This is a genomic window from Nitrobacter sp. Nb-311A, assembly GCF_000152905.1.
Lineage (GTDB): Bacteria > Pseudomonadota > Alphaproteobacteria > Rhizobiales > Xanthobacteraceae > Nitrobacter.
The window spans coordinates 1-12,704 of sequence record NZ_AAMY01000010.1 but is presented as its reverse complement, the minus strand read 5'-3'; the positions used below and the strand labels follow the sequence as shown (position 1 = coordinate 12,704).

General features: G+C 60.0%; 19 protein-coding genes and 1 other annotated feature. Of the genes, 8 read left to right on the top strand and 11 right to left on the bottom strand.

The features are described from left to right. Positions 1–18 precede the first annotated feature (18 nt). The 5 genes from ribD to NB311A_RS05350 form a co-directional block, all read right to left on the bottom strand. Positions 19–1,170: a bifunctional diaminohydroxyphosphoribosylaminopyrimidine deaminase/5-amino-6-(5-phosphoribosylamino)uracil reductase RibD gene (ribD, locus tag NB311A_RS05370; protein ID WP_009797444.1), complete on the bottom strand. Its 1,152-nt coding sequence runs from the start codon at positions 1,168–1,170 to the stop codon at positions 19–21. Continuing rightward, positions 1,167–1,649 carry a transcriptional regulator NrdR gene (nrdR, locus tag NB311A_RS05365; protein WP_009797443.1) on the bottom strand — a complete coding sequence of 161 codons (483 nt, stop codon included), beginning with the start codon at positions 1,647–1,649 and terminating at the stop codon, positions 1,167–1,169. The genes ribD and nrdR overlap by 4 nt, the downstream gene beginning before the upstream one ends. Before the next feature lie 160 nt (positions 1,650–1,809). Next, a complete protein-coding gene (gene glyA / locus NB311A_RS05360) occupies positions 1,810–3,114 on the bottom strand; it encodes a serine hydroxymethyltransferase (protein ID WP_009797442.1) in 1,305 nt (434 codons plus the stop codon). A gap of 180 nt (positions 3,115–3,294) precedes the next feature. After that, positions 3,295–3,486 carry a DUF3606 domain-containing protein gene (locus NB311A_RS05355; RefSeq protein ID WP_009797441.1) on the bottom strand — a complete coding sequence of 64 codons (192 nt, stop codon included), beginning with the start codon at positions 3,484–3,486 and terminating at the stop codon, positions 3,295–3,297. Positions 3,487–3,638: 152 nt separating this feature from the next. Beyond that, the gene (locus NB311A_RS05350; protein WP_009797440.1) at positions 3,639–3,872 is read right to left on the bottom strand and encodes a hypothetical protein; all 234 of its coding nucleotides are present in this window, start codon (positions 3,870–3,872) and stop codon (positions 3,639–3,641) included. A 166-nt stretch (positions 3,873–4,038) separates the two neighbouring features. Between NB311A_RS05350 and NB311A_RS05345 the strand changes: the two genes are divergently transcribed. Next, complete coding sequence (locus tag NB311A_RS05345) at positions 4,039–5,037, top strand: DUF4062 domain-containing protein (RefSeq protein WP_009797439.1); 999 nt, start codon at positions 4,039–4,041, stop codon at positions 5,035–5,037. Between the two features lie 232 nt (positions 5,038–5,269). Here NB311A_RS05345 and dmeF read toward each other — a convergent pair whose 3' ends face one another. Further along, positions 5,270–6,190, bottom strand: a complete 921-nt coding sequence (gene dmeF, locus NB311A_RS05340) for a CDF family Co(II)/Ni(II) efflux transporter DmeF (protein WP_009797438.1) — start codon at positions 6,188–6,190, stop codon at positions 5,270–5,272. A gap of 13 nt (positions 6,191–6,203) precedes the next feature. Continuing rightward, a complete protein-coding gene (locus NB311A_RS05335; RefSeq protein ID WP_009797437.1) occupies positions 6,204–6,479 on the bottom strand; it encodes a metal/formaldehyde-sensitive transcriptional repressor in 276 nt (91 codons plus the stop codon). A gap of 210 nt (positions 6,480–6,689) precedes the next feature. On the opposite strand from NB311A_RS05335, the gene NB311A_RS05330 reads away from it, so the two are divergent. The 4 genes from NB311A_RS05330 to NB311A_RS21775 are packed head-to-tail and all read left to right on the top strand — an operon-like array spanning position 6,690 to position 7,870. Continuing rightward, complete coding sequence (locus NB311A_RS05330) at positions 6,690–7,010, top strand: hypothetical protein (RefSeq protein WP_009797436.1); 321 nt, start codon at positions 6,690–6,692, stop codon at positions 7,008–7,010. Beyond that, the gene (locus NB311A_RS05325) at positions 6,998–7,372 is read left to right on the top strand and encodes a hypothetical protein (protein ID WP_009797435.1); all 375 of its coding nucleotides are present in this window, start codon (positions 6,998–7,000) and stop codon (positions 7,370–7,372) included. The genes NB311A_RS05330 and NB311A_RS05325 overlap by 13 nt, the downstream gene beginning before the upstream one ends. Positions 7,373–7,394: 22 nt before the next feature. Then, the gene (locus NB311A_RS05320) at positions 7,395–7,694 is read left to right on the top strand and encodes a hypothetical protein (RefSeq protein WP_009797434.1); all 300 of its coding nucleotides are present in this window, start codon (positions 7,395–7,397) and stop codon (positions 7,692–7,694) included. A 17-nt stretch (positions 7,695–7,711) separates the two neighbouring features. Continuing rightward, a complete protein-coding gene (locus NB311A_RS21775) occupies positions 7,712–7,870 on the top strand; it encodes a hypothetical protein (protein ID WP_165475222.1) in 159 nt (52 codons plus the stop codon). A 32-nt stretch (positions 7,871–7,902) separates the two neighbouring features. On the opposite strand, the gene NB311A_RS05310 is transcribed toward NB311A_RS21775, so the two are convergent. Continuing rightward, complete coding sequence (locus NB311A_RS05310; RefSeq protein WP_009797432.1) at positions 7,903–8,466, bottom strand: hypothetical protein; 564 nt, start codon at positions 8,464–8,466, stop codon at positions 7,903–7,905. Further along, positions 8,463–8,699: a Bro-N domain-containing protein gene (locus NB311A_RS22875; RefSeq protein WP_009797431.1), complete on the bottom strand. Its 237-nt coding sequence runs from the start codon at positions 8,697–8,699 to the stop codon at positions 8,463–8,465. The genes NB311A_RS05310 and NB311A_RS22875 overlap by 4 nt, the downstream gene beginning before the upstream one ends. 369 nt (positions 8,700–9,068) lie before the next feature. Between NB311A_RS22875 and NB311A_RS05295 the strand changes: the two genes are divergently transcribed. Further along, positions 9,069–10,300, top strand: a protein-coding gene (locus NB311A_RS05295) for an IS3 family transposase (RefSeq protein ID WP_086008680.1) whose coding sequence is annotated in 2 segments (ribosomal slippage) — positions 9,069–9,360 and positions 9,360–10,300 — 1,233 coding nt in all. Because the reading frame shifts where the segments join, the coding sequence is not laid out codon by codon here. After that, positions 9,353–9,469: a sequence feature (AL1L pseudoknot), on the top strand. Its footprint overlaps the gene before it by 117 nt. A 145-nt stretch (positions 10,301–10,445) precedes the next feature. Then, complete coding sequence (locus NB311A_RS20035; protein WP_081431719.1) at positions 10,446–10,745, top strand: hypothetical protein; 300 nt, start codon at positions 10,446–10,448, stop codon at positions 10,743–10,745. 540 nt (positions 10,746–11,285) lie between these two features. Here NB311A_RS20035 and NB311A_RS05285 read toward each other — a convergent pair. Continuing rightward, positions 11,286–11,516 (bottom strand): hypothetical protein, encoded by a 231-nt coding sequence (locus NB311A_RS05285; protein ID WP_009797427.1) that lies wholly within the window; start codon positions 11,514–11,516, stop codon positions 11,286–11,288. Then, a complete protein-coding gene (locus tag NB311A_RS05280; RefSeq protein ID WP_009797426.1) occupies positions 11,513–11,743 on the bottom strand; it encodes a hypothetical protein in 231 nt (76 codons plus the stop codon). The genes NB311A_RS05285 and NB311A_RS05280 overlap by 4 nt, the downstream gene beginning before the upstream one ends. A 138-nt stretch (positions 11,744–11,881) precedes the next feature. Here NB311A_RS05280 and istA point away from each other — a divergent pair. Continuing rightward, positions 11,882–12,704: IS21 family transposase (gene istA / locus NB311A_RS05275; protein ID WP_009797425.1), on the top strand; the 823-nt coding region annotated here is incomplete at its 3' end.

Below are 12,704 nucleotides of genomic sequence, written 5' to 3'. Positions count from 1 at the left end.
ACTCCATTTAGACACGTTTTAGACACGTTCGTAAATCGCGAGAGCGTCCTGATCCAGCGTCTCGCACGCACGCATTCTGAACCGCGGCGACCCGGTAATGGCGGTCAGCGGCAAGGCCCCGAGCGCGGCTACGCCGTCGTCGCCGATCGGATCCGGACCGCTCAGCAGCCACGCTTCGTCAACCAGCGCCGCCGCGACGAACGACGCTGCAATGCGCGCTCCGCCTTCGACGATCAGCCGGGTGACTCCCCGTTCAGAGAGCGCGCGGAGAACCTCCAGGAGATCGAGCCCGGGCGCTTCAGCCGCGACCGGGACGCGCATCACCTGCACGCCGGCCGCGCCGAGTTTCATCGCCCTTGATGCTTCGGCGAATTCCGAGGTCATGATCCAAAGCGGAGTCTCATGCGCGGATTGAACAAGGCGGCTGCTTTCCGGGATGCGTAGCGCATGATCCAGGACCACACGCGGCGGCGAACGCGTTTCCATCCCGGGAAGCCGGCAGGTCAGCATGGGGTCGTCAGCCAGTACGGTGCCTATACCGACCAGAATCGCGCTGCATTGCGCGCGCAGCAGATGCACCCGCGCCTTCGCCGCCTCGCCCGTAATGGCGACCGGAATGCCGCCAGCGGCAGCGATCATTCCGTCGCTGGACATCGCGAGTTTGAGAATGATGTGCGGGCGTCCGTCCCGGACCCGCCGTAAATGCCCGGCGTGATGGTGAGCCGCCTCATCCGCGCAAAGTCCGACCTCCACGGATATGCCGGCAGCCCGCAACCGGGCATGACCTTTCCCTGCGACTTCGGGGGTGGGATCCTCGATCGCGGACACAACGCGGGTAATGCCGGCTGCGATCACGGCATCGGCGCATGGCGGGGTTTTCCCAACGTGAGAGCACGGTTCCAGCGTGACATATAGTGTCGCACCGCGCGCCGCCTCTCCCGCCCGCCGCAGCGCCTCGGCCTCGGCGTGCGGGCGTCCTCCAGGCTGAGTCCAGCCGCGACCGACGATCACACCGTTTTTCACGATGACGGCGCCCACAGCCGGGTTAGGCGCGCTCGCGCCCAGGCTGCGACGGCCCAGCGCAAGCGCCAGTTGCATGAAATGCAGGTCGGCTGCTTTCTCCGTCCGGAGGCAGGCGTCGTTCTGCTCTTCCAGAATGCGGAAGATCATTTGCGCAGCGGTACCCGCCGCGCATCGTCCTCGCTGGAGAGTTCGCCCAGTACCGCCTCGAAGTCTTTGGCCTCGCGGAAATTGCGGTAGACCGAGGCAAAGCGCACATAGGCCACATCATCAAGGCTTCGCAGGTGGTCCATGACGATCTCGCCGATGGTTTCGGACGAAATTTCGGCCTCACCGCCACTTTCGAGTTCGCGGACGATGGCCGAGACCATGGTTTCGATCTGCTCGGGTTCAACCGGCCGCTTGCGCAAGCTGATCTGCAACGAGCGTACCAGCTTGTCGCGGTCGAACGGCACCCGCCGACCGTTGCGCTTGATGACCGTGAGTTCGCGCAGTTGCACCCGCTCAAACGTCGTGAATCGGAAATTGCAAGCCATGCAGACCCGCCTGCGCCGGATGACGGCTGAATCCTCGGTCGGCCGGGAATCCTTGACCTGCGTATCCAAACTGTTGCAGCTCGGGCAGCGCATCTCTCAACTCACCTTGACCATCGCCGGGATGGTCGTTCGGAACCCGGGATTACTGGGCTCTCTACATCCCGTTAATTTATTGTTTTCAAGGAGATGAGCGCGTGAGTTAATCCCACGTATGACGCTTCGAAGCGTCACCGAACTTCAGACGCGACTTCATCTAATCCTGATAGATCGGAAAGCGATCCGTCAGCGCCTTGACCTTCTCCTTCACCGCCGCCTCGACCAGTGGGGCCTTGCCGTCCTCGGATTGTGCAATGGCCGTAAGCACTTCCGCTATCAGGCCGCCGACCTGCTTGAACTCGCTCACCCCAAAGCCGCGCGTGGTGGTGGCGGGCGTGCCGAGGCGCAGGCCTGAGGTCACGAACGGCTTTTCGGGATCGAAGGGAATGCCATTCTTATTGCAGGTCAGTCCAGCGCGAACGAGCGCCTTTTCCGAAACGTTGCCCTTCAGTCCCTTGGGCCGCAGGTCCACCAGCATCAGGTGGTTGTCTGTGCCGCCAGAGACGATCTCGAAACCGTGGCCACGAAGACTTTCAGCCAGCGCCTTGGCATTTTCGACGACGTTCTTCGCGTAAAGCTTGAAGTCCGGCCGCAACGCCTCGCCGAACGCTACAGCCTTGGCGGCGATGACGTGCATCAGCGGACCGCCCTGCAATCCGGGAAAGATGGCCGAATTGAACTTCTTGGCCAGCGCTTCATCATTGCACAGGATCAGACCGCCGCGCGGTCCGCGCAGCGACTTGTGGGTCGTGGTCGTCGTCACATGCGCGTGTGGTACCGGCGAGGCATGAACGCCTCCCGCAACCAGGCCCGCGAAGTGCGCCATGTCCACCATCAGATACGCGCCGACGCTGTCGGCGATCTCGCGAAAGCGCTTGAAATCCCACGGCCGCGAATAGGCCGAGCCCCCGGCGATAATCAGCTTCGGCTTGACCTCCTCGGCGCGGCGGGCCACCTCATCCATATCGATCAAATGATCGTCACGCCGTACGGTGTAGTGTGCCGCCTTGAACCACTTGCCGGACATATTGACCGGCGCGCCATGCGTCAGGTGGCCTCCAGCAGCGAGGTCGAGCCCCATGAAGGTGTCGCCTGGCTGAAGCAGCGCCAGAAAGACCGCCTGGTTCATCTGGCTGCCCGAATTCGGCTGGACGTTGGCAAACCGGGCGCCGAACAGCTTTTTGGCCCGCTCGATCGCCAGCGTTTCGGCGACATCGACCCATTCACATCCGCCATAATAACGCGCGCCCGGATAACCCTCGGCATATTTGTTGGTCATCACCGAACCCTGCGCCTCCAGAACCGCACGGCTGACGATGTTTTCCGACGCAATCAGTTCAATCTCGTGACGCTGACGGCCCAACTCGCCGTTGATCGCGGCGGTGATCTCCGGATCGGCCTCGGCCAGGGTGGCCGCAAAGAAAGGATCGGGCGCGGACGCGGTTCTGGCGGACGAATCCATGCAAAAATACCCTCGGCAGAGCAGCCCGTGATGCACGGACGCAACAGCAATAGCAGGTGGTCGAAGCGAACTCCCGCCAGATAGCACATCGAATCAAAGCGGCCAAGGTGTTGCGCCTCGGCCCGACGCTTCAGGCAATATATGGTGCATACACGGCGCGTAGTCGCCGCGAAAACCTTATTACTTTTCGAGGTGCCGCCGCACGGCCGCCAGCGAGGGTCCTACTTCCAGGACAGCTTCCAGCAGCCTCTCGCGGGATACGTTCAGCCGGCTCGCCCAAAGGTCGGTTTGAGCGTTGTTATTAGGATCCACCACGACCGCCGGTTTCTGGTAGGTGGACATCACGGAGGCGACTGTGACAAGCCGGATCATCCTCCAATTCTAGCACTCGAGCATCGTCCCGCCACCTGCCGAGCCGATAACGGTTAAGATCGGGTGTTTTGTTCGCAGAAAAACGGCGGTCGACCGTGGACGCGAATGACCTGACCAGCGATCTCCCTCTGGGTCCACGGGCCCTGCTCTTCCTACGTCCAATAGACAACCATGCCGACGATCGTGATCAGCAGAGCAATCAAAATCGTCGTCGACCAGCCGCCTCGTGAGAAGATATATCGGCCTCGGGCGCGACGCTCCTTAATGAGTGCTCGCTCGTACTCGTCGGAAGATGAAAAGATGCAGGCGAAGCCGCCGCGAGCAACCGCCGCAGCGGTTTCGAGCGACATGATATCGTTACGAGTGTTGCTGCGCGAGATCATCATGAACGAAGCCTATGAGCCGCATGGTAAACAAAAGATTAACACCCGTATCGGGCTGGCCCGCGAGATACCCGAAACGCCTTCCACTTATCCCAGCCACATGACACATGATTGACAAATCCTGGGTGTCGGCAGCGCAGGGTCAAATCCGCGATGAGGAAACGTTCTGGTGGACCGGGTTTTTCAGATTTTCATTGCTTCGGCGGACGCCGATCTGAAGGAGCGTCAGGCCGTCAGCAATACGCTTGCAAAAGCGGGATATATGCCCGCGGGCATGGAATCGTTTCCAATAACCGATCGACAGCAACTGGACTATATCAAGCGGATCATTGATCGCAGCGACTATTATATCATGCTCGTTGGCCGCCGTTACGGCTCGCTGTCCGGCGATGAACTGACTTTCACGGAAGATGCGTTTGAATATGCGCAATCAAAAGGCATCCCGATACTTGCGTTCCTTTCGCAAAAGCCGGACGACATAACGATCGGCACGGTCGAACCGGAAGCACCGCTAAAAGCAAAGCTGGATGCCTTCAAAGCCCGTTTGAAGACCGGTCGCATCGTCGAATTCTGGAGCGACGAAAACGACCTTTGCATGAAGGTTGTAATGGCCGTCGCGACTGCCGTGAATCTGAAACCCGGCGTGGGCTGGATACGTGGGGACCAGGCCATCAATCCGAAGCTTCTCCAGGAATTGGAAAAGCTGCGAATCGAGAATGCGGATCTGCGTCAGAAGCTTGCCGATCTCGATAGCGACAAGTCATCATCTCATCCGATTCCAGGTTTGGCCGATTCAGTTACCGTGGAACTGCTGATCTATCGAACGGAAGAAGGCGCGCCGGACAAGATATCGCAGCTAGTTTTATTGGGTGATCTTTTCGCCGGGCTCTATGACTATCTCCTCAAGAGCCCATCGGAAGCATACGTTCGCGAACTTGTCGGATACTGGTATCGACAGAAACTTCACACGTCCGATTATTGTGAACTTAGCGACAACAGCGCGATCGTCATCCGGGATAAATTGGAAGCTCTCGGGTTGATCAAGCCCCGGTCGATCATGGCGGGTTTTTCCAAAAGCATCGCCTGGTCCCTGACCGAGGAAGGACGACGGTTTCCCGAGTCGGGACGCCTGCCCAGGATCGGTCACTCAGGCTCCGCCGCAACGTAATGATTGCACATGCCGTTTTGACCGCAAGGCGCAGGGCCAATGTTTTCGATCCGCATTTATCTGATGGTGCGCTCGAAAGAAGTGGAATACCGCAGTAAAATCAACACGTATCGCCCGCACAATGGAGGTTTTGATCCATTGATACGGAAAGGGAATTTTGGGCGTCTCCCGCACCTTCCCACGGTACAGGAAAGAGTGAGCGCATGAGCGGCTGGCAGGATCTCTCGACGGTCTAACGCGTCTCGATCGTAAGGTGAACAAGCTCGTGCACGGGCCGCAGACGACGTCGAACCGTTTCGCCGTCGACAACTCCCGTCACGCTAACAATCGCCGCGTGAGCGCCTGGCCCGACCCGCCAGACATGTAGGTCGGTGATTCGAGCGTCGCCCTCGCGTTCGACCTCTTCGCGAACTTCAGCCTCGATGTGCGGGTCGGAAGTGTCGAGGAGTACGGCTGCGGTGTCGCGCAGAAGTCCCCATGACCAGACCGCGATCACGATCGCACCAACGATTCCCATGGCTGAGTCGAGCCAGACCCATTCGAGATAGCGACCGGCTAACAGGGCAACGATTGCTAGAACCGAGGTCAGCGCATCGGCCATAACGTGGACGAAAGCGGAGCGCAGGTTGTTATCGTGGTGGCGCGCCTGACGTTCATGGTCGTGATGGTGGTGACCGTGCCCGTGGTGCCCTTGTCCACCCGAAAGTAAGAAAGCGCTAGCGACGTTGACTGCAAGGCCGACGACAGCAACTAGCGTCGCCTCGCCGAACGCGACCGGTCGAGGATCAAAAAGCCGGCCAACCGACTCCACTCCGATGCCGAGCGCAATTAGCGCAAGCACAAGTGCCGAGGCGAAGCCGGCAAGGTCTCCGACCTTCCCCGTGCCGAAGGAGAAGCGGCGGTTATGAGCGTGGCGGCGCGCGAAGGCATAGGCGACAGCAGCTACGCCGAGCGCTCCTGCATGGGTAGCCATGTGGAAGCCATCCGCAAGTAGCGCCATCGAGTTGAAAATGCTGCCGGCAATGATCTCGCCGACCATCATCACGGCGGTCAGCGCCACCACCCAAAGGGTGCGGCGCGCATTCTCGTCATGCTGGACACCCAAGAACACATGCTCGTGGCTCAAGGCGTCGATCTTCGAATGGGCGCTCAATATCCTCGGGTCCCTACTTCGCGTAAAACCGCAATGCCTCTATCAGCTCCTCGGCTCCGGAGGAGCGCGCTTCATCCGACAGGTCAGGGCGGGCGACGTGCTCTCGGATATGGTCCTCGATCAGTCCGTCCATGAGTCCGTTCACCGCGCCTCGCACACCCGCGACCTGGTGCAGGATTGCCGAGCAGCCAGCCTCGCCATCGATTGCTTTTTCGATCGCGGCGAGCTGTCCAGAAATGCGGCGGACGCGACCGAGGAGCTTATCCTTGCTGGACTTGATGTGCGCCATAGGGTACTCCCCTATACCATAAACGGTGCGCTGGAAAGTCCCTCAGAGCCGTTTGCTAAAGGGTTGTAAGCCCTATCGAGGGTTCGAAGCGAGGGAGGGTTTCCGTCAATCTCCCCCCCCGGTCTGGAGTTTGCATTCCGGGTGGCCTGAGCGGTACCTCAGATGCCTGAGGGCACTAGGATTCCGCGCTGGCCCTCCTAGATTCGGGCTATGGACCTCCTGCTCCACCCCACAGTTATCGCTGGCGACAAGCTGAAAGACGACTATTGCGTCATTCATGACGCTCGTAGCGTCGGACGGATCAGACTAGCCAGCGAACGATCCGGGCGCGGCGAAATGTGGGAGTGGCACGTCAACCCGCCTTTGCCGATCCCGCCATGGTGCAACGGCACGGCTGACAGCCTGGAGACCGCCAAGAACAGGTTCAGGGCCGCGTGGGAGAAGTTCTATGCGTCGCTGACGCGAGAGCAGATCGCCCGCTGGCATCAAACCGAAGACCTCGTGAAGGCAAACGCCTCGTGGCTAAAGTAAGCTGGTTCCGCCGCTTCCAGGATCCGATCACGATGCCGGACGGCCGGATCATCCGCACCATCGGCGAGGCCGCGGAATACGCGGTCAGCCTGCCGCGAAAGGTCGGAAACACCGAGCCCTGGCAGCTTGCCGCGAGGGTGCTGCAGGAGGCAGCGGAGCACGGCGGGCCGTTCGTCTTCATGGCGCGGGTGTGCTTCGCAAAGGCCGTATTATTCGGAGAGAAGCCCCGCCGCCGATCGCCAACCCGGACGGCAGGAAGAGCCAAAGAGGCGAAAGCGGAAGTTGGCGAGAAATCGGTGAAGCTGCCGCGCAAGGGAACTTTCAAGCGCGCACGAAGCGGGGTAAGTTCCGTACACTCTTAACCGCGACAGGAAAACGGGAGCCATGAAGGATCTGAAGCTTTATCTGGACAAGCTTCGCGCCGATTCCGAGCATTGCGTCACGATCAGCCAGACCGCTCTCAACGACAAGAAGCGCGAAGTCTTCGAGATGCTTGCGGCGACCTATCAAAAGCTTGCCGCCGACCTCGAAGCAGTCATTGCGACGAACGCCATCTTGGATGAAGAACGCGACAAGCGGCTTCTCGGGCTACTCGGCAAAGATGATAACCCTGCCGAGAGCATCACCGAGATCGCAAAGCTTTTGGGACAAACACCAGACGAGCCTAAACCGCCAGAGAGTTGATGGCACAGGGGGATTTGATGAGTGACCAACCGCCCCTCGGTCCAGAGGAAGCCTTGGTCGATATCCGGACGCTAGCCCGCGTCGCCTTAGAGAGCGACGATGCGGCCGTCATGAAGCGCGACTTAGAAATGATCCTGGCAATCGTGGAGACGACGCTGCCGGCCCGCCGTAAATAGAAAACCCCGCCGGAGCGGGGTTTGAGTTTTGATCAGCTTGCTTTCTTGAACCGCCGCGATGGTCTTGGAATAGTCGGCATCGATGGTGTAGGCGGCAGTAGCGCCGGCAGGTACGGCAGCGCGGCAGGATCGCGTTCGCTAAAGTAGCGTTCCGCATGTGCCGGAATCCAAACCTTGTCCACAAAATCGAGATATAGCGGCAACATGGATCGCGGATATTGGCGCGCCTCCCCTTCCCACTCCGGTGTCTTGTGGATGTAATACGAGATATTGCCAACCAGCGTTGGATGGTTCTTTTTGAGCCAATCAGCGAACAACCGACCCACACTATTGTCCGGTCGGAGCTGTTTCCCGTCCGGTGCCCGGTCTGCCATGGTGTGGCCGGCCATTTCTAGACGTCCCCACAGCCTGATCGCGAGTTCTCCGATTACGGAAAAATACCCGTCTGTAACCCGGTTCCAATTGTCGTTGTAACGCCGAATAAAGGCCGGGACCTTACCGCCATAACCACCCGTTTTGCGGATCGACGGCAGGACTTCTGAGGTAATCCACTTCTTGAAGCGCTTGGCCTCCGGCTTCCGCGACGTGAGGATCACGGAATAAAGGCCTGACTCGTTGATACGATGAACTTTTGCTTTCGTCCAGCGACATCGACAATATCGATGTCGTCCTTTTCGTCGCCATCTAGTCGGCGTGCGGCATCGGAGACATTCGCAATACCTAGCTGCTTACAAACCTCGTTCAGAACGAACCAGGGTTCACCGTCACGGTCGATGACCCGAAACTTCTCTTGTTGCTCATATTCAAAGACCTTAAGCGCGTACTGCATTCGCTACGTACTTTCGACGTATGCAGCAGGACCAAGTGACCACTTGACAGGTGGGGGCAAACTCCCATTTAAACTGCATGTGATCACAACCCCGCTGCAAGGTGGGTTTTGGCCCGGACGGTGTCTCACCACCTCCGGGCCGCTGCATATCCGGCCCATAAAGCCGAATATCGTTCCGAAATGGGAACTCCAAATCACAATTTCAAGTGCAACTTAACCAGGCCTTAACTACTGGTTGGGGCCTCGGGTAACGCAGCGCTCAATCGGCACTGCGCAGCCGCTTCATCGTGAACTCGATCTCGCGGCGCTTTTTTCGGAATGAACCGCCCCGGGTTTGCCGGAGGCTCCAACTCCTGAGAGGATGGAGCCATGACAAGCAAGACGACGAACAAGTTTTCACCGGAGGTTCGGGCCCGAGCGGTTCGAATGGTTTTGGATCACGGCAGCGAGTATCCGTCCCGCTGGGCTGCGATTGAGGCGATAGCCCCCAAGATTGGCTGTTCCGGCCATACCCTGCTGGAATGGGTGAAGAAGGCGGAGATCGACAGCGGCAAGCGAGCAGGCGTCCCAACGGACGTGGCGGAGAAGCTGAAGGCGCTTGAGCGTGAGAACCGCGAGCTTCGGCAAGCCAATGAGATTCTGCGCAAGGCAAGCGCTTATTTTGCGACGGCGGAGCTCGACCGCCGGTCCAAGCCATGATCGCCTTCATCGACGATCATCGCGCGGCGCATGGGGTCGAGCCGATCTGCAAGGTTCTGTCGATCGCCCCCTCGACCTATCATGCCCATGTCGCCAAACGGCGTGATCCCGCCAAGCTGTCGGCGCGCGCCAGGCAGGATGTCATCCTGAAGATCGAGGTCCGGCGCGTCTTCGATGAGAACTTCCGCGTCTATGGCGTGCGCAAGATCTGGCGGCAACTCAAGCGCGAAGGCTTCGATATCGCCCGTTGTACGGTGTCACGATTGATGCGGACCATGGGCTTGCACGGTGTTATCCGCGGCAAGTCGGTCAGGACCACGATCGGCGACAAGGCGGCGCCATGCCCGCTGGATCACGTCAACCGCCAGTTCAAGGCGTCGAGGCCGAATGCGCTTTGGCTCTCCGACTTCACCTATGTTGCCACCTGGACCGGCTTCATCTATGTCGCCTTCGTCATCGACGCCTATGCCCGCAGGATCGTCGGCTGGCGGGCATCACGTTCGGCGCACGCCGGCTTCGTGCTCGATGCGCTGGAGCAAGCCCTGCACGATCGACGGCCGGTCCATCGCGGCGGGCTCGTACACCACAGCGACAGAGGAAGTCAGTACGTATCCATCAAGTACACCGAGCGCCTGGCTGAAGCTGGCATCGAGCCGTCTGTCGGCAGTGTCGGCGATTCCTACGATAATGCTCTCGCCGAAACCATCAACGGCCTCTACAAAGCTGAGGTGATCCACCGACGCGGACCGTGGCGTAGCTTCGAGGCCGTCGAGTTCGCAACGCTGGAATGGGTCGATTGGTTCAACAACCGACGGCTCTTGGAGCCCATCGGAAACATCCCGCCCGCCGAAGCCGAGCAACGCTACTACGCCATGCTGGAACAATCGGCCATGGCGGCATAACTTAAACCAAACGGCCTCCGGCAAACCCGGGGCGGTTCAGAACCACCCGGCAATTGCATGAATTGACCCCCGGAACCGGACGAGACTCAAGTCCCCCTTGGGGGCGGGGGTTAATAGCCCGTCAGTAGAACTGGAGGATGTTTCAATGCGTAGACTCATTCTTGCGGCCGTGGCGGTCGGCGCCATTATGGCTGCCTCAATCGCACCTACCGAGGCCCACTGGCGTGGTCATAGAGGGTGGGGCGGTCCAGGCATCGGCTTAGGTTTGGCTGCCGGTGCTTTAGCGTTTGCAGCGGCCGCGGGGTCGCCCTACTACGGTCCCGGTTATTATGGCGGGCCTTATGGGTATTATGGCCCGCGCCCGGTGTACTATGGACCGCGATATTATCGCCCGTACTACCGACCATACTACAGACCGTACTTCGGCCCTTATGGGTACTGGTAAACGTCAAAGGCCCGGATTGACCGGGCCTTTTTCTGTGAGCGCGGGCCAGACCTGTCCCGCCATATCCCCGCGGGCTTTCTTTGAAACCACATCCCCTTGACTGCATTATATGGCCGGAACGGTTGATTGCCCGGCAGATCCGATCCCGTTCCCGAAAGGCCCGCTGTGCCTCCAAGCAGCGGGCCTTTTTGGGTAATCTCAGCGCTCTCGCCTTTGCCTGATTTCAACCCGGTCGAGAGCGCAGTCAGCAACCTCTCGAGCTGAGATCGCCGGACCTCCGCTGCGCACGGCACATCCGGCCATGTCAGCCTCGCTCGGGCCGGACGGACCGCAGCCGGCCAGCACCAGGGCAGCGCACAGCGCCGCCAGAATGACGTTTGGTCGCATGGTGTCTCCGATGATATTTGCGGATATGATCAAGGTGCCGGTTGCGTCACTTCCGGCAAGGGACTGCCGGTCAACGGCCCCCAATTCCCGATCGAAGGTCGGCAGTCCCAATTCAGCGCAAGCCGGATTCGCTGCGATGATCCAGCACGACGATCAACCCCGCAGCCAGGCGGCGATCTTGGCGATCGACTCCCCGACCATGACGAAGCCGGCCAGGATGCCGATCAGCCCGACGATAACCCACTTCATGAACGTGCCGACCGTCCTGATCGCATTGACCAGCCGGATTCCGTCGCTCAAGGTATCGATCTCCTCGTCGCGGAGATTGGAGAGAAAATCCTTCGTTCGAGGCGGGAGATCGTCGAACCGCTTCGCTTCGCTCACTTCCTCAGCCCTCCGATGATCCACGCGCCCGCCTTCCCAACGAACAGCGAACCGACGATAGCACCCTCCCATTGATCCAGCGGCGACGGGAGCGCGGCAATGGTCCACGGTTGCGGATAGGCGCAGCCCTTGCACCACAACATGCTGTAGATGCACACGGCCCCGAAATGCAGTCCCGCCGGGATCAGGAAGAACAGCGGAAACCACCAGCCCCTGCCCGTCAGCACCGAGACCTGGGCCGCAAGATACGACTGTCATTCGGCATGCAAAATTGACCCCGTAAGCCGGGGGATCGGCGTCCAAAATTGACCCCCTACAGGTTGGCTGTTGCGCTGCCTGCTTTGTCATGAAGCAGGTGGTCGGGGATGCTGATCGTGGAGACGATTGCGCGGATACGGCGCGAACACTTCATCAAGGGCAAGACGATCAAGGAGATCGCCCGTGACCTGAAGGTGTCGCGGAACACGGTCCGGAAGGTGCTGAGGTCGGGCAAGACCTTGTTCGAGTATGAGCGTTCGATCCAGCCGCGCCCCAAACTCGGGCGTTGGGCGGCGGAGCTTGATGAACTGCTGGCGGCGAACGCGGCCAAATCGGCTCGCGAACAGCTGACGCTGATCCGGATCTTCGAAGAGTTGCGCGGACGCGGCTATGACGGCGGCTACGATGCCGTACGGCGTTACGCCAGGCGTTGGAGCAAGGAGCGCGGGCAATCGACCGCGGCGGCCTATGTTCCGTTGAGCTTTGCGGCGGGCGAAGCCTACCAGTTCGACTGGAGCCATGAGATCGTTCTCCTCAACGGCGTGACGGCGATCGTGAAGGTCGCTCATGTCCGGCTGTGCCACAGCCGCATGCTGTTCGTGCGGGCCTATCCGCGGGAGACGCAGGAGATGGTATTCGACGCCCACGACCGGGCGTTCGCACTGTTCAAGGGTACCTGCAGCCGCGGCATCTACGACAACATGAAGACGGCGGTAGAGACGATCTTCGTCGGCAAGGATCGCCGCTACAATCGCCGCTTCCTGCAGATGTGCAGCCACTATCTGATCGATCCGGTCGCCTGCACGCCGGCGTCGGGCTGGGAGAAGGGTCAGGTCGAGAACCAGGTCGGGCTGGTCCGGGAACGGTTCTTCACGCCACGGCTGCGGTTCAAAACCCTGGACGAGTTGAACGCGTGGCTTCTGGATAAGT